Source organism: Chryseobacterium sp. C39-AII1 (genome assembly GCF_039672645.1).
In the GTDB taxonomy this organism is placed as follows: domain Bacteria; phylum Bacteroidota; class Bacteroidia; order Flavobacteriales; family Weeksellaceae; genus Chryseobacterium.
Genome location: NZ_JBDFPQ010000009.1, coordinates 25,039 through 46,632, shown reverse-complemented (window position 1 = coordinate 46,632; position 21,594 = coordinate 25,039). Strand labels below are relative to the sequence as shown.

The 21,594-nt window shown below is 35.0% G+C and carries 22 protein-coding genes; 2 read left to right on the top strand and 20 right to left on the bottom strand.

Going from position 1 to position 21,594, the window contains the following annotated elements; genetic code table 11:
- Positions 1 to 180 precede the first annotated feature (180 nt).
- The 4 genes from ABEG63_RS14085 to ABEG63_RS14070 form a co-directional block, all read right to left on the bottom strand.
- Entirely contained in the window at positions 181 to 1,935 is a 1,755-nt protein-coding gene (locus ABEG63_RS14085) for a discoidin domain-containing protein (RefSeq protein ID WP_346585613.1), read from the bottom strand.
- Positions 1,936 to 2,481: 546 nt separating this feature from the next.
- Entirely contained in the window at positions 2,482 to 3,405 is a 924-nt protein-coding gene (locus ABEG63_RS14080) for an arginine deiminase-related protein (protein ID WP_346585612.1), read from the bottom strand.
- 103 nt (positions 3,406 to 3,508) lie between these two features.
- Complete coding sequence (locus tag ABEG63_RS14075; RefSeq protein WP_346585611.1) at positions 3,509 to 3,910, bottom strand: four helix bundle protein; 402 nt, start codon at positions 3,908 to 3,910, stop codon at positions 3,509 to 3,511.
- Between the two features lie 89 nt (positions 3,911 to 3,999).
- Positions 4,000 to 4,914: an arginine deiminase family protein gene (locus ABEG63_RS14070; RefSeq protein ID WP_267405797.1), complete on the bottom strand. Its 915-nt coding sequence runs from the start codon at positions 4,912 to 4,914 to the stop codon at positions 4,000 to 4,002.
- A 313-nt stretch (positions 4,915 to 5,227) separates the two neighbouring features.
- Here ABEG63_RS14070 and ABEG63_RS14065 point away from each other — a divergent pair, with 313 nt between their 5' ends.
- On the top strand, positions 5,228 to 5,389 hold the full coding sequence (locus ABEG63_RS14065; protein WP_267405796.1) for a hypothetical protein: 162 nt from the start codon (positions 5,228 to 5,230) through the stop codon (positions 5,387 to 5,389).
- Positions 5,390 to 5,451: 62 nt separating this feature from the next.
- Here the strand turns inward: ABEG63_RS14065 and ABEG63_RS14060 are convergent, their stop codons facing one another.
- The 7 genes from ABEG63_RS14060 to ABEG63_RS14030 all read right to left on the bottom strand — a co-directional run bounded on the left by ABEG63_RS14060 (position 5,452) and on the right by ABEG63_RS14030 (position 14,272).
- Positions 5,452 to 6,273, bottom strand: coding sequence for a hypothetical protein (locus ABEG63_RS14060; protein ID WP_346585610.1), 822 nt, complete (start codon positions 6,271 to 6,273; stop codon positions 5,452 to 5,454).
- 266 nt (positions 6,274 to 6,539) lie between these two features.
- Positions 6,540 to 7,826 carry a citrate synthase gene (locus ABEG63_RS14055; RefSeq protein WP_267405794.1) on the bottom strand — a complete coding sequence of 429 codons (1,287 nt, stop codon included), beginning with the start codon at positions 7,824 to 7,826 and terminating at the stop codon, positions 6,540 to 6,542.
- Between the two features lie 89 nt (positions 7,827 to 7,915).
- Complete coding sequence (eno, locus tag ABEG63_RS14050; RefSeq protein ID WP_267405793.1) at positions 7,916 to 9,208, bottom strand: phosphopyruvate hydratase; 1,293 nt, start codon at positions 9,206 to 9,208, stop codon at positions 7,916 to 7,918.
- 147 nt (positions 9,209 to 9,355) lie between these two features.
- A complete protein-coding gene (locus ABEG63_RS14045) occupies positions 9,356 to 10,144 on the bottom strand; it encodes a histidine kinase (protein ID WP_346585608.1) in 789 nt (262 codons plus the stop codon).
- 637 nt (positions 10,145 to 10,781) lie between these two features.
- Complete coding sequence (locus tag ABEG63_RS14040; protein WP_346585606.1) at positions 10,782 to 11,570, bottom strand: hypothetical protein; 789 nt, start codon at positions 11,568 to 11,570, stop codon at positions 10,782 to 10,784.
- A gap of 6 nt (positions 11,571 to 11,576) precedes the next feature.
- Positions 11,577 to 12,209 carry a response regulator transcription factor gene (locus ABEG63_RS14035; RefSeq protein ID WP_267405790.1) on the bottom strand — a complete coding sequence of 211 codons (633 nt, stop codon included), beginning with the start codon at positions 12,207 to 12,209 and terminating at the stop codon, positions 11,577 to 11,579.
- Between the two features lie 206 nt (positions 12,210 to 12,415).
- Positions 12,416 to 14,272, bottom strand: coding sequence for a beta-galactosidase family protein (locus ABEG63_RS14030; protein WP_346585604.1), 1,857 nt, complete (start codon positions 14,270 to 14,272; stop codon positions 12,416 to 12,418).
- Positions 14,273 to 14,339: 67 nt separating this feature from the next.
- Here ABEG63_RS14030 and ABEG63_RS14025 point away from each other — a divergent pair, with 67 nt between their 5' ends.
- Positions 14,340 to 14,762, top strand: a complete 423-nt coding sequence (locus tag ABEG63_RS14025) for a hypothetical protein (RefSeq protein ID WP_346585603.1) — start codon at positions 14,340 to 14,342, stop codon at positions 14,760 to 14,762.
- Positions 14,763 to 14,808: 46 nt separating this feature from the next.
- On the opposite strand, the gene ABEG63_RS14020 is transcribed toward ABEG63_RS14025, so the two are convergent.
- The 9 genes from ABEG63_RS14020 to secY all read right to left on the bottom strand — a co-directional run bounded on the left by ABEG63_RS14020 (position 14,809) and on the right by secY (position 21,593).
- Positions 14,809 to 16,695 carry a beta-galactosidase family protein gene (locus tag ABEG63_RS14020; RefSeq protein WP_346585601.1) on the bottom strand — a complete coding sequence of 629 codons (1,887 nt, stop codon included), beginning with the start codon at positions 16,693 to 16,695 and terminating at the stop codon, positions 14,809 to 14,811.
- A 144-nt stretch (positions 16,696 to 16,839) separates the two neighbouring features.
- A complete protein-coding gene (rplQ, locus tag ABEG63_RS14015; protein WP_267405786.1) occupies positions 16,840 to 17,361 on the bottom strand; it encodes a 50S ribosomal protein L17 in 522 nt (173 codons plus the stop codon).
- 6 nt (positions 17,362 to 17,367) lie between these two features.
- Complete coding sequence (locus ABEG63_RS14010) at positions 17,368 to 18,363, bottom strand: DNA-directed RNA polymerase subunit alpha (RefSeq protein ID WP_267405785.1); 996 nt, start codon at positions 18,361 to 18,363, stop codon at positions 17,368 to 17,370.
- 33 nt (positions 18,364 to 18,396) lie between these two features.
- Positions 18,397 to 19,005 (bottom strand): 30S ribosomal protein S4, encoded by a 609-nt coding sequence (rpsD, locus tag ABEG63_RS14005; RefSeq protein WP_326982010.1) that lies wholly within the window; start codon positions 19,003 to 19,005, stop codon positions 18,397 to 18,399.
- Between the two features lie 19 nt (positions 19,006 to 19,024).
- On the bottom strand, positions 19,025 to 19,414 hold the full coding sequence (gene rpsK, locus ABEG63_RS14000; protein WP_034694697.1) for a 30S ribosomal protein S11: 390 nt from the start codon (positions 19,412 to 19,414) through the stop codon (positions 19,025 to 19,027).
- A gap of 12 nt (positions 19,415 to 19,426) precedes the next feature.
- Positions 19,427 to 19,804, bottom strand: coding sequence for a 30S ribosomal protein S13 (gene rpsM / locus ABEG63_RS13995; RefSeq protein ID WP_007839478.1), 378 nt, complete (start codon positions 19,802 to 19,804; stop codon positions 19,427 to 19,429).
- Positions 19,805 to 19,813: 9 nt separating this feature from the next.
- A complete protein-coding gene (rpmJ, locus tag ABEG63_RS13990; protein ID WP_007839480.1) occupies positions 19,814 to 19,930 on the bottom strand; it encodes a 50S ribosomal protein L36 in 117 nt (38 codons plus the stop codon).
- Between the two features lie 64 nt (positions 19,931 to 19,994).
- Entirely contained in the window at positions 19,995 to 20,210 is a 216-nt protein-coding gene (infA, locus tag ABEG63_RS13985; RefSeq protein WP_034684855.1) for a translation initiation factor IF-1, read from the bottom strand.
- A gap of 3 nt (positions 20,211 to 20,213) precedes the next feature.
- A complete protein-coding gene (gene secY, locus ABEG63_RS13980) occupies positions 20,214 to 21,593 on the bottom strand; it encodes a preprotein translocase subunit SecY (RefSeq protein ID WP_267405779.1) in 1,380 nt (459 codons plus the stop codon).
- Position 21,594: the final 1 nt, after the last annotated feature.

Below are 21,594 nucleotides of genomic sequence, written 5' to 3'. Positions count from 1 at the left end.
AACAAACCCTTCAGAAATTCTGAAAGGTTCGATTATATTTTAATAAACTTCAATTTATCGGTTGGAGGAAAGAAGCTTGAGGATGGAGGTTTTTCACATTATAAAATTCAATGATGTTGAATTTAAAATAATGGCTTCACCAACCTTGGCTCATTTTACTTTTTACCTTTAACTTAAAAATTACTCCGCTTTAGAAATCTCCGTTCTTTCTGAAATTCCGTTGGCATTGAAAGCTTCAATCTGGAAATAATAAGGATCCGTTCTGTCGGCTCCGGTGAAATAATATTCATTTTTACCATAGACCATAATACTTCCATACAATTTATCCGGAGATTTTCCCCAATAGATCACATATCCATCGGCATCCGAATTCTGTTGCCATTTCATCCAAATACTTCTTCTTTCTCCATATTTTTTAGCATCAGCTCTCAGCGGAACGAAATTCTGAACTTTTGCAGGAACATTTCCCGCTCCTTTTCCGAATACTCTGAAACCGCTCAGCGCAAATTTTCCTGTCGGCATTTTCAGATTTTCCATTTTCAGGAATCTTGCTTTTGCAGGTTTTTCCAATTCTACATAATCGTGAGGAACGTCTTTTGTATTTTTACTTTTATCCACAATTACGTTCCATTTTTTACCATCGTTGGAACCATAGATTTTATACTGATGCATTTTGCCTAAAGTTTTTCCCATAAATTCTACATCCTGATCCGCATAATTGATTTGGATGGCATTGATGGTTGAAACTTCGCCTAAATCTGTCTGAAACCACTCACCAGAATTCCCTGTTTTAGCACTCCAATACGTTTTAATGTCTTCATCTACCGCCAAATTGGGTTGATAACCTCCCAATGTTGACGAAACCTGAACCGGCTTATTATAATTCAGCAACATCCAACCGGAGAATAAACCTTTTGTGAAGTCTTTTCCCTGCGCATATTGCGGAAGATAAGTCGGATAATCGCCATAAGCCGTATTACAATACATCACATCATCTTTATCAAACCCAGCAGGCCAGATTCCCAGTCTTCTTTCAAAATTATTTTTTGTGGAAATAAATATCGTCGAAACGTGCCACCAGTTTTTATAATTATCTTCGAAAGTTGCTCCATGTCCAGCTCCTCTTGCAAAACCTCCCGGCTTATAAGAAAACGGATTGTGCTGCTGATATTCAAAACCTTCCAAAGGATCTTTGCTTACGTACACACCATCCGAATATCCGCTGAATTCTGTTGCCGGAGCACCATATTGCATATAGTATTTTCCGTTATGCTTCGTCATCCACGCGCCTTCTACAAAAGGCTGCAGGAAAACGTTATCATTATATTCTCCAAACCTTTCCCAACCGTGATCTTCAGGTTTTAACCTTAAAATAGGCTTTACAAAACCTTCAGACTGCAATGTTTTAGTTTTTATTTCTGTTCCTAATAAAGGCCATTCATTGCTCGACCCCCAATACAGATATAGTTTATTTTTATCTTCATCATAATGAAAAGCAGGATCCCAAGCGCCAACCTTTAAAGTATCAACGGCAATTTTCCAGTCGTCTTTTGTGGGGTTTGTACTTTTCCAGATCGGGAAATCCTGTTCCCAGGTAGAACCAAAAACATATAGCGTATCTTTCATCGCCCAAACAGCAGGCGCATTCAGATCATGGATATATTTGTTGTCTCTTAAGAATTTTCTCTTCACAAATTTCCAGTCCAGCATATCATCACTATACCAATATCCTTCCTGATTGGTGGAAAACAAAAACATTTTGTTCTGAAAATTCACAATCACCGGATCGGCTGTAGCACGGTGTTTTCCCTGTTTTGAAAAAACCTCAAACGGGGTGTACCCATAATCGATATTAATGGGGTTACAAAATGTTTTTTGCTGTGCCTGCACACTAAGCCCAAACAAAATAGCTACCCAGAAAAAGTACTTCTGCATCTTCATATTTTTTACTTTAAAGGCAAATTTAGTTAACTTTTTAAGAAAGTTTTATATAAAAACTGTTTTTCCAGATTTGATTAAAAAGTTATTCTTAAAATTTGAATTAATATTTTTATTTAGGCGAAACACTTCGACTTCGCTCAGTGTGACAATGCTACTACTAAATGTATCCTAATCATTACTAGCAAGCTGAAAACACAACGAACTTGCTGAATGTGACGGCGGAAAGTAAAACATTTAGTATTAGAATTGTCGGGCTGAGCCTGTAAAAGCCTTAAGTATAAAAAGACATTCCAGTCTAAGCATGTCACTCAATAATTTGTGTGTAGAACACAAGTTTTCGAGTAAAAGACTCAATGATCGGAGCTTTTTGCTCAATAATTTGAGTTCAGAGGTCAAAATTTTACCCTTTTAGGTCAAACATTCGAGTATTTCGCTCAAAAATTTGACCTCAACACTCACAATTTGGAGCATTGAGGTCAAATGGTTGAGTTTTACACTCTTTATTTTTTATTTTCTGTGGAAACCTTCTCTTTATATCAATTATTTTTTTGGTAAGAAAACCTCAGCCAGCATACAACGTGCACTTCCGCCGCCGTTTACTTCAATTGTATTTAAATCTGAGTAAATTATTTCACAGTATTTTTCTATCGCAAAAACCTGATCTTGATGTAAAGATTTATAAGCTGTCTGGCTCATTACTAAAAACTTTTCACCTTCTTTATTCTGAACCTGAAGCATATTTCCTGCAAATTGCTGCATTTGCGCTTCTGAAATTTCAATGATTTCTTTTCCTGAATTTTGAATAGTTTCAACCACGTGAGCTCTTTCTGTTTCATTATCGATACAGTCTAGACAAATCACGACAAATTTATCTGCGACACACATCATGACATTCGTATGATAAATCGGAAGTCTTTCTTCCCCAACCGTCTGGAAAGAGTGAAAAACGACTGGCGTAAAACCATATTTCTCACAAAATTGTCTGAATAAATTTTCATTCAATCTCAAAGAAACAGATCCATAAGCGATTTTATTATCGTGATCGAAAATCATACTTCCTGTTCCTTCCAAAAAATGCCCTTGAATTTCAGGAAGTGACCAGTCATCAATCTCATCAACTTCAAATCCCTGATTTTTAATGGTTTCGATAATATCTTCTCTTCTTTCGACTCTTCTATTAGAGGCAAACATCGGATATAAAACCACTTTTCCGTCTTTGTGAAAACTCACCCAGTTATTTGGAAAAATGGAATCCGGCGTATGAGGGTCGATCGTATCTTTAACGGTTATCACATTGATACCTTTGCTTCTTAGTTTTTCAACAAAAATCTTGAATTCTGCCAATGCTTTAGACTGAATATCTGCTCCTTTTTGTTCAATCTGAAAATAATTATTCTTCGCCGTCTCTGCATTGTATCCGAATGCAATCGGCTCTATCATTAATACTGTATCTGTTGTTTGCATAGTTTTGAATTTTAGTGGTGTTGGGTTTGAGAGTCTGAGTGTTTTAGTGTTTTTAGTGTTTTAGTGTTTTAGTGTTTTAGTGTTTTAGTGTTTTAGTGCAAAATTAATTTTCATCTTTATTATTCGATAAAAAATTGCACCAACTTTGCGACTGACTCATCATGTTGACCAACATCCCGATTATTTGATTGTATTGATTGTTTAAACTAATAAACTGTTCTTCATTTATATAATTACATTTCCAAGAGTATAGAAGCCAAGTTTGGGTTTCTCTTGCTTGCCCTTCAGAATCTGTAAGCTTAGCTACAAAAGATTTTTCGTATTTCCTTCTTCCCCAAGCTTCGCTGATGTTTGCCGAAACCGATCTGGATGATCTCCTGATTTGATCTGTAAGTGAATTGCATTCTTCTTTGGGAAAAGATTTTGTGAGTTCGAAAATCATCATAGAAAATTCTACGGACTTTTGAAACACCTTTAAGTCTTGGTGAAATTTAATTGTTGACATCTTTGTATTTTTAAACTAAAATAGAAAAAATAACAACAACTCCACATCAAAACTCTCAGACACTCAAACTCTATTACTCTCCCATTCAATTACTCTCTAATAAGCGGCATCGTAGAACACCTCAGCAAACCTCCCATTTTGGAAATTTCTCGGTAAGGAATTTCTTCCACGGTCATTCCCCATTCGTTTCTCAGGTGATTGTTCATTCTGGTGAACGCTTTATCGGAAACTACGACTTCTGGAGAAATAGAGAAAATATTCGGGAACATTTCAAACATTTCTTCTGCATTGACGTGGAAACAGTTTTCCTCACCAAAAATATCAATGATTAAACGATAATCACTCTCATCCACAAAACCATCTTTATAAATGATACATTTATCTTTACCAATTGGGTTAAATGTGCAGTCCAAATGCAAAATCCCTTCATACGGAATCTTATCATTTTTCTTTAATTCAAGATCTATAATTCTTTTCTTTGGAAAATATTCTTTCAGAATTTCTATCGCGTATTCGTTAGTTCTTGCCGTTTTATAGCTTCTGTAATCTTCACTAAAGCAAGTTCCGATAAAAATAAAATCGTCCCAAACAATAACATCACCACCTTCAATATGAGCTGTTTCGGGAAGATTGATGATATTTCTCCAGGCAACCTCTTTAAAAACTGTTTTATAAGCTTCCTGCTCGTCGGCTCTGTCTGCAATTACATTCGAGATAATCATTTTATCATCAATCACAAAAGCGACATCTCTTGCAAAAACCTGATTATAATCTTTAATAATATCAGGACGAAGAACTTCTACATCATACTTTTTCAACACTTCCTCAAAAGCATTCATCTCATTGATGATGTCTGATTCTTTTGGATAAATATTGTGTTCTATTGAGTAATACGACTTTGCGTCATAGCTTTCTTCCAGCGTAGGAACCGCTCCTATAGAATTGGGCTGCCCTAAAACCACTGATCTCAGCCTTCCCGTTTCATTTTTAATGTTTAGTTTCATAAAGATTTATGCAATGCTACAAATATAAGTAAAGGGCGTTATTTGGGAAACTTTTAACGGTTTTTTAGCAGCAAACAGCAGTTTTCTTCTAGAGAAATCACTTTAGGCAGTTGTTCGCTTATTCTTTATTTTTCATTCATAAATTTAATTACTGAAAAACATCGATTTTAAAGATATTTTTAAATACAATCTATTGTTTATGATTAATTTACAATTAAAATTTGATTAACATTAAAATAATATTCATATATTAGTGATATAAATTTTAGCTAAAATTTAAACTTAACTATTAACAAATCAAATCACAAGAATCATGAACAAGAAAAATCCGGTGCTGAAAAACGCACAAAAATTAGGAAGAGAAGAGCAAAAAACTATTCAAGGAGGTATTGGAGTTGTCAACAGACGTTGCTGCGAATGGGACGATTCCGGAAAATGCTTTATCTGGACTTGCGACAGATGTCAATGTCCTTAAATAAACGGAAAAACCTGCTTTTATAGGCAGGTTTTTTTTTTAGCTGTTATTTTTATAATTCATCATTTAACATATACATCTGCTTTACCTTGTACTCCCCAAACTGCAATACCACCACCATTCCTCTCTCCTTCTCTATGCATCTTTAACTTGAATGTATACGTTCCGGCTGGAAGATCGCTTATGGTATAAGCTACCGGAGCATTCCATCTGGGTGACTCCGTTTCATCAAATGCATTCGTCCAGCCACTCATCATTATACTTGGAACTTCAGTTGTAGTACCGCCAAATTCCCGTTGTACCGCGTAACGTAAACTTCCTTGTGAAGATCCAGTTGCTGCCTTAGACGAGCTTCCCCATATATCCCATCTAAGAATAACTTTATTTTGAGTATAGTTTGCCGGAATGGTAACAATTAGCGTAGTATTATTAACTTCTTCGTAAGGGCCAGTACCTGGCTGCGCTGGCAACGTGAGAATTTGAAGAGAATTAATACTTGAGCTTAGTGCTGTATCTGCGAGCATCCAACTATTATTGGCAATTGTCGTGAGCATTCTTTTCCAAATAGTGCCATCGAAATAATAATATCCAGCACTACTGACATTAATTGTTTGACCAGTGAGTGTAGCCGTAGCATCAGTAATGTAAACGATTGCACCTGTCTGCGCCGCTGTATAGGTTTTAGCAGAAAGCTGACTTCCTAATAATCTTGGTGCAATTACTCCTTCCAAAGATTGTGCATTTGTCGCATTTTTTGCCTGTATATCAAGCGTTACAGATGGTGATGGTACATTGATACCTACTTGCCCAAAAGTAAAAGGGCTCAATAATAGAATGCCAAGCGTAAAATAATTTCGCTTCGCAACAAATAATTTTTTAACCATGTGATTTAATTTTATGTTCCCACAAATGTATAAAAAAAACATACAATTAATCAAAATAACATAAAAATTTAAACAAATATTAAATTATTCAATAAATAATACTTAAATAAAAAATATTATTCGTAATTGTAAATAAAATATTCACAAATAATCTCAAACATATTAATAATATTTACACAGAAAACTCAATCATATAAAATTATATTTTTTCCAACAAAAAATCCCAAAGCTATTCACTTTGGGATTCTATTATGATAAGATAATGATTATCTGTTCAGCAAATCAACATAGTCTCTTTGTTGAGCACCTTGATAAACCTGTCTTGGTCTTCCTATTGGATCTCCTTTCAGTCTCATTTCTTTCCACTGAGCAATCCATCCCGGAAGTCTTCCTAATGCAAACATTACTGTAAACATTTCTGTAGGAATTCCTAATGCTCTGTAGATGATTCCTGAATAGAAATCTACGTTTGGATATAGTTTTCTTTCTACGAAGTACTCATCTTCCAATGCTACTTTTTCTAACTGCATTGCAATATCAAGCGCTTTGTCTTGAATTCCAAGTGCGTTCAATAAATCGTCAGCCGCTTTTTTAATGATTTTTGCTCTCGGGTCGAAGTTTTTGTACACTCTGTGTCCGAATCCCATTAGACGGAAGCTATCGTTTTTGTCTTTAGCTTTAGCAACATATTTAGATACATCACCACCATCTTTTTCAATTAATTCAAGCATTTCGATTACTGCCTGATTTGCACCACCGTGAAGTGGCCCCCAAAGTGCAGAAATACCCGCAGATACTGAAGAGAAAAGACCTGTATGAGCAGAACCTACCATTCTTACTGTAGAAGTAGAACAGTTTTGCTCGTGATCTGCGTGAAGAATTAATAATTTATCTAAAGCATCAATTACCACAGGATTCATATGGAATTCTTCATTTGGTAATCTGAAAGCCATTTTGTAGAAGTTTTCTACGTAGTTTAGGCTGTTATCTCCGTGATTAAGCGGAAGACCTAATGTTTTTCTGTACGTCCAAGCCGCAAGGTGAGCAAATTTAGCGATAAGCAATTCAGCTGCTATATCCATTTCCTCTTTAGAGTTTACGTTAACCGCTTTAGGGTTGAATGCCGTTAAAGCTGAAGTTAAAGTAGATAAAACTCCCATAGGGTGAGCAGAACGAGGGAAAGCATCGATGATTTTTTTCATCTCCTCTGCTACGAAGTTATATTTTTTGATATTACCGTTGAAGGTATTGAATTGATCTGAAGTTGGTAATTCACCGTGTAATAAAAGGTACATTACTTCTGTGAAGTTAGATTTCTCAGCAATCTGCTCGATTGGGTAACCTCTGTAGAATAATTCTCCTTTATCTCCGTCTAAGTAAGTGATGTCACTAAGTGTAGCTCCGGTGTTCTTGTACCCTAAATCTAGAGTGATTAAACCTGTTTGGTCTCTTAATTTTGAAATATCGATTCCTCTGTCTCCGATAGTACTATCCACGATAGGATATTCATACGAATTACCTGCGTAATTCAATATTACTTTGTTGTCTGACATTATTTATTTATTTTTTCTTAAATATACTACATTATATAAAATACGGCAAACAAAAAAATTCGCTTGCCGTAATTTATAATTTCAATTAATTATCTCTTGATTTTAAAAGTATCCAACCCTGGGAAAATTGCAGTTTCGCCTAAAGCTTCTTCAATTCTCAACAATTGGTTGTACTTCGCCATTCTGTCTGATCTTGAAGCAGATCCGGTCTTAATTTGACCACAATTCATTGCTACTGCAAGGTCAGCGATCGTAGAATCTTCAGTTTCTCCTGATCTGTGAGACATTACTGAAGTAAACTTGTTGTGCTGAGCCATTTGTACTGCAGCCATCGTTTCAGAAAGAGATCCGATTTGGTTTACTTTCACCAAAATTGAGTTAGCAATACCCTCCTGAACTCCTCTAGACAATCTTTCTACGTTGGTTACGAACAAATCGTCACCTACTAACTGTACTCTGTCTCCGATTTTATCAGTAAGCATTTTCCAACCCTCCCAGTCATTTTCCTGCATACCATCTTCGATAGAAATGATTGGATATTTGTTTGCCAATTCAGCTAGGTAAGAAACCTGCTCACTGCTTGAGAATTGCGCTGCATCCGGAGTCTGGAATTTTCTGTAGTCATAAATTCCGTCTTTATAGAATTCAGAAGCTGCACAGTCTAACGCGATCATGATATCATCACCAGGCTTGTAACCTGCTTTTTCGATAGCCTGAAGCAAAGTATCCAAAGCATCCTCAGTTCCAGCAAAAGTTGGTGCGAAACCACCTTCATCACCTACCGCAGTAGATAAGCCTCTTGAATGAAGAATAGATTTTAAGTTGTGGAAGATCTCAGTTCCTTTTCTCAACGCGTGAGAGAAAGAATCTGCCTTTACCGGCATAATCATAAATTCCTGGAAAGCGATAGGCGCGTCAGAGTGAGAACCACCGTTGATAACGTTCATCATCGGAACAGGAAGTGTATTTGCATTTACACCACCCACATATTTGTATAATGGCATTCTAAGTTCCGTAGCAGCAGCTTTTGCAGCAGCTAAAGAAACACCAAGAATAGCATTTGCTCCTAGATTTCCTTTATTTTTAGTTCCGTCTAGATCGATCATGATCTGATCTAAAAGGTTTTGGTCATACACTGGAAGACCTACCAATTCCGGCGCGATTACTTCTCTTACATTTTCAACAGCTTTCAGAACACCTTTCCCCATGTATTCCGAACCACCGTCACGTAATTCCACTGCTTCATGTTCTCCTGTAGATGCTCCAGAAGGTACCGCTGCACGTCCCATTGCTCCGCTTTCTGTAAATACATCTACTTCAACTGTAGGATTTCCTCTAGAATCCAAAATTTGTCTCGCTTCTATGTAAGAAATGTAACTCATTGTTCTTTTTTTATAGTTTATACAAATTTAATCAAAATTTCACTTTTTAACCTAATTTTAGGCTATTTTATAGGGTAATTTCAAGTTAAATTTTAGTTAATTTTAAAAATGTGTCAATTTGTCTTTTCTGTAAATATTTAAAACAAATTAAAATATTACTTCAAAAAGAAGCGTTGTTCCTTTTTTTATAGGTAATATTTTCAGCGAACCATTACATTCCTGCATTCTGCGGTGCATATTACGAAGCCCGTTACCTTCTTTATTCTCATGATTAAGTCCAATTCCGTTATCTGAAATCTGAATTAAAAATTTTCCATGAGTTTGTTTAAACGATATTTTTAGTTGATCTGATTTGCTATGCTTATAAGCATTGTTTAAAGCTTCTTTCAAACATAAAAATAAATTTCTCCTCCATTCGGTAGAAATCGGGAAATGATCAACAATATTTTCTTCTTCAAAATCAATTTGAATTGTTGTTTTTTTAAGGAAGTTTCCGGCGTATATTTTAGCATAATTAATAAAACTTCCAATGGTATCATTTCCTGAATGTAAACTCCACAGCATTTCCCGCATGGAAAGATTCATCTCTTCCGAAGTTTTCAACAATTCATCAATATCCGTCTTAAATTCTTCATCTTGTAATCTTTGCTTTAAAAATTCTGCCTGAAGTTTCAAGGCGGAAATTCCGGCGCCCAAATCATCGTGCATATCGTGAGAAATTCGTTCACGTTCTTTTTCGATTAGCTTTTGTTTTTCGAGTTCTTTTTGAAGAAGCTGATTTTGGTGTTCGGATTGTTGGAGTTGTTTTTCTTTTAAATAAAGTAATTGTCTGCGATTGTACATGAGAACGACGAATATGATGAAGCAGACGAAAAACATCATTACTCCAATAGCAATAATATAAGCCAGCTTTATCTCGTCTTGAAGTTGATTCATCCTAACTTTCTTTCATATTTGATCAATGAAATATAGAACATAAGATACATCAAAATATTGACTATGTTTTGAGTTGTTCGTAAAAATTCGAGAAACGCTTTGTCATGCGCGTCAAGGAAAAACATTGGAGTTACTCTGAATATAAAGAAGCAGCTCCACAGTAATAATGCTGTAGAAACCCAAAACACCGGATCGTCTGTGATTTTGGATTCGTCAAATGTTATAATTTTTTGGTAGAACCAAAGTAGCGAAATTGAAATATAATAAAGTGAAATCAAGATACCGATTGAAATATCAAATTGTGAAAGGTAAAATTTTGTTAACAGAAAATAATAAATGATAATTGAAGCAAAAATAAATTGAAAAATAAATTTTTGTACTTTTTGAAATATTTTTATAAAATAGATGTAAAACAGAAAAATACTGAAAATACAATAAAAATTATATATCATTCCTGTAGAACTATTTTCATCAATCAATAGTTTTACATAAGAATATAACTCTAAAGCTGCTGTGAAAACGATATATATACTCAAAAAGTTCCTGGCTATAAAACCATACTTTACAATTAGTAAAATAGACTTAATAGCCAAAAACAATAAAATTAAATAATATATTATTTCAATAATTTTTGGAATCATGGTCTTAATCCACCCATATCGTAATATTCGGTATCAGTTGTAAAAACAAGGGTTATTTGTTTTTCACGTCCTTGAAAATGCTCTCTGTATTGATCTTCATTTAGTATATCACGAAGATTATGATCTGAAATTATTTTCATCACATTACTGATTTGACAAAGATGAATAATATATTTTTCACAAGTATCTTTTGCCAATGTAGTCCTTAAATCCTTAATATGGTAACTAATTGTTCGTGTATTTTCTTTTTTAAAATACTTGTTTAAGACTATATGACCGTTAGATTGGAATTTACTTCGAAAAACTTCCAATTCTTCATCTGAAATTTTTAATGTCTCAAGCGGAAAGTTTGGGTTTGCGTTAACTAACAGATAATTATTTTCATCAATGGTTCTTTCATTTTTGTTTTGTAAAGATGCTACCATATAGATCATTTCTTTTTGAGAATAGGGTGAAACTCGTAACCTTTGATCATTTGAATCAATTTCTACAAAAGTGAAAGTTAAAAATGTAGCCTTAATAGCTTCCATTATTTCACAAATTTCATTTAAGTATGAATAACTTACTTCGTAAAGACCTCCATTATTGAAGTTAATGTTTTGACTTGCCATAAAAGGAAAAACCCCAATCCTTGCGTTATCAAAAAAACTTTCTGCAATAATTTTGTGAATATTTATTAATGGTATTGCATTAAATAAATTCTCAAGTTTATTCCCAATTCTTCCATCTTCGTAAGTTATTTCGTTATTAATAACTTGCGACATTGTTGCGTTTAAGTTTTCCATGATTTCTTAGTTTTTAAAATGGTTAAATTTATTTATCGCTTCTACCTTATTATTCACTTGAAGTTTTCGGTAGATGTTTCCAACGTGTTTTTTTACGGTATCGAGGGTGATGAATTTTTGGTCGGCAATTTCTTTGTATAGCAAACCTTGAGAAAGAAGTTCAAGAATTTCTTTTTCGCGTTGCGTTAATTCATCGAAACCTTTTATTTCAGGAAGTTTTCTTTCAAAATGTTGTAAAACGCGTCTGGCAATAGAAAAGCTCATTGGCGCACCGCCATTATAGACATCACGAATCGATGCCAGAATTTTATCCATGCTTTCACCTTTGATGAGATACCCCATCGCTCCCGCCTTTAAAGAATGGAAAATTTTTTCATCATCTTCAAAACTGGTACACATAATAAATTGTGTATTGGGCAATTCTTTTTTGAGCTTTTCAATGATTTCAATACCCAACATATCCTGTAGCTGAATATCCATCATCACAACATCCGGAGAAAAGTCTGATAAATTTTGGAGCGCATCCTTCCCATCAAAAAACTGAGCGACAACTTTCATGTCTTTTTGGTAATCGATCACCTTCTTCAACGCGTTGTTGTAGTTTTTCTCGTCTTCTACTATGGCTATGGAAATACTCATGCTCTTTTGTTTAAGACAAATCTCGACAGAAAACAAAGCAGAGACAATTACACCTTTGTGTAATCTTACGTTTTGAGTTCTAGGTTATTATTATATTTTAGTTTTGATTAAATTTAATCAATTTTTCATTTACAATTATCAATTATGAAGAATAATTTACAATTAATTTTAGTTAATATTAAAATAATGACAATTCGAAACTGCATTTATAGATTTAATTGATCTAAAATCGGATGATCTAAAGTTTTTACACTTGTGTTCGAGTTTAGCTGTTCAAGAATCTGAATTATATTTTTACTTTTTTTCAACCAAACTCCGGGAACATATAATGTTTGCTGCGGACCCACTTTCCAGTATCGTCCAAGATTTTTACCGTTGATAAAAACAATTCCTTTTCCGAAATTTCGGGTGTCTAAAAATGTATCTCCCGTTTCATTCAAATTAAATTCGGCTTCCTGAATTACAGGTGAGTTTAAAGCAATATCTTTTTGCTTGTAATGATGTTTCGGGAATTGATCAAACGATAAAGGAAACATTTCCCAATTTCCTAAAATTTCACTGTCATTGATTTTTACCGGACTAATAATTCCTTTTAAATTGTGATTAATTTCTGCTCCGTAATTTATTCTTCCCATATTTTCAACCAAAATATCCAGCTGGTCTCCTTTTTTAATGTCAATGTCGAGATCATACTTTTTATTCATTCGGTTCAGTTCGCCAATTCTATTTTTATTGATATAAATTGTAGCATAATCCCGCAGACCTTTTATTTCTAATTTTCCGTTGTGATCTTTATCAAATATTCTTCGGTACAAAACGTAACCATTGCCACTATTTAAATCTTCAAAAGTCAAAGGCTGATTATTGATAATGGGTTTCATTCCGTCAATTACATCAAACAAAGAAGCCGTTTTAGCTATTTTAAATTCAGGAATGGTAATCGCTTTTATGGGTTTTGGAACTTCAGGAAGCTTACTTTTTGTATTTCTCTGAAAAACTTCTCGCAATGCCTTATATTTTGGAGTTGCCCATCCCGCTTCGCTGATCGGAGCATCATAATCGTAACTCGTGAGATCGGGCTGAATATCGTGGTCTTTATCGTAATTGGCACCGCTTGTAAAAGCGAAATTGGTTCCGCCATGAATCATATAATAATTAAATGAGACTCCGTTTTTAATATACAGCTCAGTTTGTTTTACCACATCTTCGGTGGCCACTTTCACAAAAGGCTCAGCCCAATGATCCAGCCATCCAGGATAATATTCGGCAACCATATAAGGACCTTTGCCGTCGTGATAATCCTTCACACTTTTTTTAAGAACATCAATATCACTTTCACCATTTGCTGTCGGAAGCGCCCCCTCAATAGAACCACCCTTGAAAAGACTGCTAGCGTCAGAAGTAAATAACGGAACGGTAATTCCGTGTTTTAAAAGCATATCTTTTATTTTATGACTGTACTTTCTGTGGTTTTCCAATGAAATGTCTTTCCGCTGGTTCACATAAGATCCAAATTCGTTTTCCGCCTGAACCATAATGACGGAACCACCGCGATCAATCTGTAAAGGGACAATCTGTTTTGCTAATTGAGCTATATATTTCTCACACTCCTCAAGAAAAGCTTTATTATCTGTTCGGATTTCTACATCTTTATTTTTCTGAAGCCACCATGGATAGCCACCGAATTCCCATTCGGCACAAACATAAGGTCCCGGACGAATAATGACATAAAAACCGACTTCCTGAGCCGTTTTAATAAATTTCTTCAGATCTTTTTCTCCTGAAAAGTTCCATTTTCCGGGCGATTCTTCATGATAATTCCAAAAAACATAGGTTGTAACGGTATTTAAACCCATTGCCTTCATCATTTGCAAGCGGTGTTTCCAATATTCTTGTGGCACTCTCGGATAGTGCATTTCGCCAGAATAAATAGTAAAAGGTTTTCCGTTTAAAAGAAAACTGCCGTTCTTTATTTCAAATGTTGAAGCTGCATGCTGAGAAAATGCAAGACTGCTCAAAAAAATCAAAAGAATTGTACTGAATTTTTGGAATATTTTTTTCATATTGTATGGTGTAATTCAGATAAAATTAAAGAATAAAAATCAATCAAAATATCAAACTGTAAGAATCATGAAAAAAACTGTATTAGTGCTAAATGCCATCCTTACATTAGCGGTAGTTAGCTGTAAAAAATCAACAGAAAGCGGAAATAAAAGTGTGATGAAATCTGATGGTTCGGAGCCTGTATTAGCCGATAACGGCAAAGTAGATTCCACCATTCAGTACAATATGGATGTTAACGGTAAAAAATCTGTAAAAACAGATTATGTTTACAAAGCTACGGACGGCAATCTGGTAAAAGTTACTTTCAATTATGATGAAAATACGATGAGCGTGAGAAGTAACAATAAAACTTTCATTTTAAATAAAATCGAATCTAAAGGTAATGAAACCACGTATGAAAAGATGGATATGAAAGCTACCGTAAAAGGTGACAGCCTGATTCTGGATCAGGGAAATAATCTGATACAACTTGTAAAAACAAAAATTTAATTCAACATAAATCCTGCTATTTTTCAACAGCAGGATTTTTTATGAGTTATCGTGTTAAATAATTTAGAATTGGTTTATCTAAAGTATTGACAGAATTCTGCACTCGCCCGTTCAGCTGATCAAAAATCACAATTTCATTCTTTCCCTGCTTCAGCCAAACTCCGGGAATGTATAAGGTTTGCTGAGGTCCCACTTTCCAGAATCTTCCCAGATTTTTACCGTTAATAAAAACGATTCCTTTTCCCCAATTCTGCATATCAATAAAAGTATCTCCGGCTTCCTTCAAATTAAATTCTCCCTGATAAATGGTCGGCATATCCTTCAATGTGTGATATTCTTCCTGAGATAAAGGTTTTGTTTTCATGTTTAACGAAAACTGATCCGGAAAAGGAAGCTTTATCATTTCCCAAGTTCCGGTAATATTTTTATCATTGATTTTAACAGCTGAGATAATTCCTTTTGTGTTTTGATTGATTTGAGCATCATAATTAATTCTTCCCCAGTTTTCAACTAAGATTCTTAAATCAGAATTTTTAGGAATATCAATTGGCAACGTATAGCTGTTGTAAAATCTATTAAGCTCACCGACTTTTTTGCCATTTACATATACTGTGGCAAAATCTCTCAACCCAGTAACATCCAATTTTCCTTTAACGGCTTCATCAAAATGATGTTGATACAAAACGTATCCATATCCTTGATCCAATTCTTCAAATGTAAGAGGTTTTTCTGCCTTTACTTTCTCTTGAGTTTGAGCATAACTAAAAACATTATATAGTTTATTAAATCTGATATTCTCTATCTTAATAACTTTTATTGGGGCCGGAACATCAGGAAGTTTCTCTTTAGTATACTTGGCCATCACCAGACGGAGCGAATCGTATTTTGGAGTTCGCCATCCCGCTTCGGAAATAGGGGCATCGTAATCATAGGACGTTAAATCGGGAAGAATATCATGTTCTTTATTGTAATTGGCTCCAGAAGTAAAGCCAAAATTAGTTCCACCGTGAATCATGTAATAATTGAAAGATATTCCATTGCTCAAAAAATCTTTGGTTAATTTTACAATATCTTCCGTTCTGGTTCTGGGGAAACCTTCGCCCCAATGTGTCAACCATCCCGGATAAAATTCAGCAATCATGTAAGGCCCCTGATTATTGTGAAACCTATCCACAACCATTTTCAGTTTGTTGATATCTTTTTCACCATTTCCTCCAGGTAAAGCATCTTCCACATGACCGCCACCAAAAAAGTCAGTCACATCGGAAGTATACATCGGAACATCAAACCCAGCATCTTTTATCTGCTTGACGATTTTACCTAAATAAGATTGATGAGATTGATCCGAAATATCTTTTCGCTGGAAAGCAAAAAGCCCGAACTCATTCTCAGCCTGAACCATAATAATAGGACCTCCTTTTGTAATTTGCAAATCTTTTACCTGATTGTACAATTCCGTAAGATACTTTTTATTGGCAGATAAAAACGGTTCATTATCTTCCCGAATTTTCAATCCTTTAATATTTTGAAGCCACCAAGGATAGCCACCAAATTCCCATTCAGCACAAACATAAGGACCTGGTCGTAAAATAACATATAACCCTACCTCTTCAGCAGTTTTGATAAAAGCTTTAAGATCTTTCTGACCAGACCAATCCCATTTTCCGGGAGTCTCTTCATGATAATTCCAAAAGACATAAGTAGCAACGGCATTCAGTCCCATAGCTTTCATCATTAATAAACGATGCTTCCAATATTCTTTGGGCACTCTGGGGTAATGCATTTCTCCAGATCGGATTTCAATAGATTTTCCGTTAAGTAAAAACTGACCATCTTTAACTTCAAAACTTTTCTTTTGATTTTGTTGGGCAGATAACATCGCACAAAAGAATACAATAACGGAACAAAATAATTTTATTTGTAATTTAATCATCGTAATGTTGTTTTATTGCTAATTTAAAAAATAAAATACATAAATAATTCAACAAACAAATAAAATTAAACAATTAAGAATAACATTCATAAAACAAAAAACCGTTCAGAAATCTGAACGGTTTTTTTATATATCTGATGAATATTATTCTTCAGTTTTTTCCTCTGTAGAATCTGCAGCTTCAGCCGTTGGCTCAGCAGCTTTTTCTTCTACTACAGGAGCTTCAGCAGCTACAGCAGTTTTAGCTGTTGTAGATCTTCTGCTTCTTCTTGTAGTTTTCTTCTCTTCAGCATTAGGATTGTAAAGCTCGTTGAAGTCTACTAATTCGATAAGAGCAGTATCAGCAGCATCACCTGGTCTGAAACCTGTTTTGATGATTCTTGTATAACCACCGTTTCTCTCAGCGATTTTAGGAGCTACAGTTCTGAATAATTCAGTAACTGCCTCTTTGTTTTGAAGATATGAAAAAACAATTCTTCTATTGTGTGTAGTATCTTCTTTTGCTTTTGTTAATAGAGGCTCAACATATACTCTCAAAGCCTTAGCTTTAGCTACAGTAGTGTTGATTCTTTTATGCTCAATTAGAGAACAAGCCATATTAGAAAGCATAGCGCTTCTGTGAGAAGCTGTTCTTCCTAAGTGATTGAATTTTTTACCGTGTCTCATTATTAATTAATTATCAGCGTCTAATTTATATTTTGCAACGTCGAAACCGAAGTTAAGACCTTTTGAATGCACTAATTCTTCTAGTTCTGTCAAAGATTTTTTACCAAAATTTCTGAATTTCATCAAATCAGACTTACTGTAAGAAACCAATTCTCCAAGAGTTTCTACTTCAGCAGCTTTAAGACAGTTAAGGGCTCTTACAGAAAGATCCATATCTGCTAATTTAGACTTAAGTAGTTGTCTTGTATGAAGAGTTTCCTCGTCATATTGGATAGATGCTTTCACCGCTTCCGTTTCAAGAGTGATTCTCTCATCAGAGAACAACATGAAGTGATAAATTAATATCTTAGAAGCTTCAGTTAAAGCGTTTTGAGGGCTGATAGAACCATCAGTCTCTATATCTAATACAAGTTTTTCGTAGTCTGTTTTTTGCTCTACACGATAATTTTCAATGCTGTATTGAACTTTCTTGATCGGCGTGAAAATAGAGTCGATAGCAATAGTACCTACTGGTGCATTGTTCGACTTATTTTGTTCTGAAGGAACATATCCTCTACCTTTTTCAATGTTGAAAGTAATTTCGAAAGTTACATCACTGTTTAGGTTACAAATCACTAAATCAGGGTTTAGAACCTCAAATCCGTTGATAGATTTACCTAAATCACCAGCAGTAATAACCGTTTGTCCCGAAACTTTAGCAACAACCTGCTCGTTAGATTGGTTTTCTGCCGTAGCTTTTAATCTTACCTGCTTAAGGTTAAGAATAATTTCGGTAACATCTTCGATTACTCCTGGAATAGTTGAAAATTCGTGCTCTACACCTTCTATTTTGATAGATGAAATAGCGTATCCTTCCAGAGAAGAAAGCAACACTCTTCTCAAAGCATTACCGATTGTAAGCCCGAAACCTGGTTCTAGTGGTCTGAATTCGAACTGACCTCTAAAATCATCAGAGTTAAGTAAAATTACCTTATCGGGTTTTATGAATTGTAAAATTGCCATATTATTGGGTTGAGCAAAAATTTGATTAAAAAATTATTTAGAGTAAAGTTCGACGATAAGGTTCTCCTTGATATCTTCCGGAATTTGGATTCTTTCAGGAGCAGAAATGAAGGTACCCTCTTTCTTCTCATCGTTGAATTGTAACCACTCATAATTTGCTTTAGAAGCCAATGCATTAGTAACAACTTCAAGAGACTTAGATTTTTCTCTTACAGCGATTACATCACCAGCTTTTACCAAATACGAAGGGATGTTAAGAATTTCTCCGTTCACAGTGATGTGTCTGTGAGAAACCAATTGTCTAGCTCCAGATCTAGTTTTAGCAAAACCTAATCTGTAAACAACGTTATCTAATCTAGACTCGCAAAGTTGCAATAGAACTTCACCAGTTACACCTTTACTTCTGTGTGCTTTATCGAATAAGTTAGCAAACTGTCTTTCTAAAATACCATAAGTATATTTAGCTTTTTGTTTTTCAGCCAACTGAACTGCGTATTCAGATTTTTTAGCACCTCTTCTTTTGTTAGGACCGTGTTGTCCTGGCGGTTGGTTCTTTCTTTTTTCGAAGTTTTTATCATCTCCGTAGATTGCAGCACCAAACTTTCTAGCAATCTTAGTTTTAGGTCCAATATATCTTGCCATAATGGGTAAATTCTAAAAATTAAACTCTTCTTCTTTTTGGTGGTCTACATCCGTTGTGTGGCATAGGCGTCACGTCAACGATTTCTGAAACTTCAATTCCTGAATTGTGGATAGATCTGATCGCAGATTCTCTACCTGCACCAGGACCTTTCACAAACACCTTTACTCTTCTTAAACCAGCTTCGTGAGCTACAGCAGAGCAATTTTCAGCTGCCATCTGAGCAGCAAATGGAGTATTCTTTTTAGAACCTCTGAAACCCATTTTACCGGCAGAAGCCCAAGAGATAACCTCTCCGTTTTTATTTGTTAAAGAAATGATGATGTTATTGAAAGAAGCCTGAATATGAGCTTCACCAATAGCTTCAACTTTTACTTTTCTTTTCTTAACTACTTTAGTTTGTTTTGCCATAATTCCTAACGATTATTTACTAGCTTTTTTCTTGTTAGCAACAGTTTTTCTCTTTCCTTTTCTAGTTCTAGAGTTGTTTTTCGTTCTCTGGCCTCTTAAAGGTAATCCAAGTCTGTGACGTATTCCTCGTTGGCATCCTATGTCCATCAATCTCTTGATGTTCAATTGCACTTCAGATCTTAATTCTCCTTCTACTTTTACGTTTTCTGAGATATACGTTCTGATTGCAGCCAATTCATCGTCATTCCATTCGTTGACTTTTTTGTCTTCGCTGATACCGGCAGCCTTAAGGATTTCAGAAGAAGTACTTCTTCCAACACCATAAATATAAGTTAAACCGATAACTCCTCTTTTGTTTTTTGGTAAATCAATACCTGAAATTCTCGCCATAATTTAATTTTAGCCTTGTCTTTGTTTAAATTTTGGGTTCTTCTTGTTGATTACGAACAGTACACCTTTTCTGCGTACGATTTTGCAATCAGCACTTCTTTTTTTAATTGATGCTCTTACTTTCATTTTGATAGTATTTATTTTTTAACAATAGCCAAATGGAACGAGTGCTCCATTTGGCAGATTGTTTTTAATATCTAAATGTAATTCTCCCTTTCGTTAAATCGTAAGGAGACATTTCTAATTTTACCTTATCTCCGGGTAAAAGTTTAATATAATGCATTCGCATTTTACCAGAAATATGAGCGATAAGAATATGCCCATTTTCTAGTTCTACACGGAACTGAGCGTTCGAAAGTGCTTCCGTTATAACGCCGTCTTGTTCAATATGTTTTTGTTTCGCCATAAATTAATATCCAGTCGTTCTTGATAATTTAGACTGCATTAAGCCATCATAATGATGGTTCAGCAGATATGTATTAATCTGTTGAACGGTATCTAAAATAACACCCACCATAATCAATAGTGATGTTCCCCCGAAAAATAGGGCGAACGCATCTGTCTGAACAAAGGTTCCATGCACAATTGCCGGAAGGATTGCAAAGATAGATAAAAATATTGCACCAGGCAAGGTAATTTTTGATAAAATATCATCTAAATAATCAGCGGTTTCTTTCCCTGGTCTTACTTTCGGTACTAAACCTCCGTTTCTCTTCAAGTCATCAGCCATTTGGTTCACCGGAATTGTAATCGCAGTATAGAAAAACGAGAAGATAATAATTAGTAGCGCAAACAATACATTGTATTGCCAGCTAAAAACATTCTTGAAACCTGCAAGAAAAGTATTAGACTCATCGAACTTTGTTAATAATCCAGGAACGAACATCAATGCCTGAGCAAAGATAATTGGCATTACACCTGCAGCATTAACTTTCAACGGAATCCATTGTCTTGCTCCTTGCATAAGATTTCTGTTTACACCTCCTCTTGCTTGAGCTCTGCTTACATACTGAATAGGAATTTTTCTAACGGCAACCGATAAGATTACTGCTAAAAGAACTACCAACATCCAGAATATCACTTCAATAAGGATCATGATTGATCCCATTCCTCCTTTTCCGTTCTGCACGGCCATTTCCTGAACGAATGCTTCTGGTAATCTTGAAAGAATCCCCACCATAATAAGGATAGAGATACCGTTCCCGATACCTTTGTCGGTGATTTTTTCACCTAACCACATTGCGAATACTGATCCTGCCACCAAAATAACAATACTTGGTAACCAGAACATAATAGAATTTGGCTCTACATAGTATGCAGACTGGAATTGAGCATATGGTAAGAATAATTGAGTAATAGAAGTTAAATAAGAAGGTGCCTGTACTAAACAAACTCCGATAGTTAACCATCTTGTAATTTGGTTCAATGTATTTCTACCTGACTCTCCATCTTTCTGAAGCTTCTGAAGATAAGGGATAGCCATCCCCATCAACTGAACAATAATAGAAGCAGAAATATAAGGCATGATACCCAACGCCATTACGGAAGCGTGGCTGAAAGCTCCCCCCGTAAACGACGAAAGCAAGCCAAGGAGACCTGCTCCTTGCTTGTTACCGCCTTGATTTTTATAATGCTCTAAGAGATCTCCCACCTCTGCAAGGTTAATTGCGGGAAGTGAGATATAAGATGCGAATCTATACACAAGGATAATACCTAAAGTAAAGAGAATTTTATCTCTAAGTTCTTTAAGACTCCAAATATTTTTAAGTGTTTGTATAAATTCTTTCATT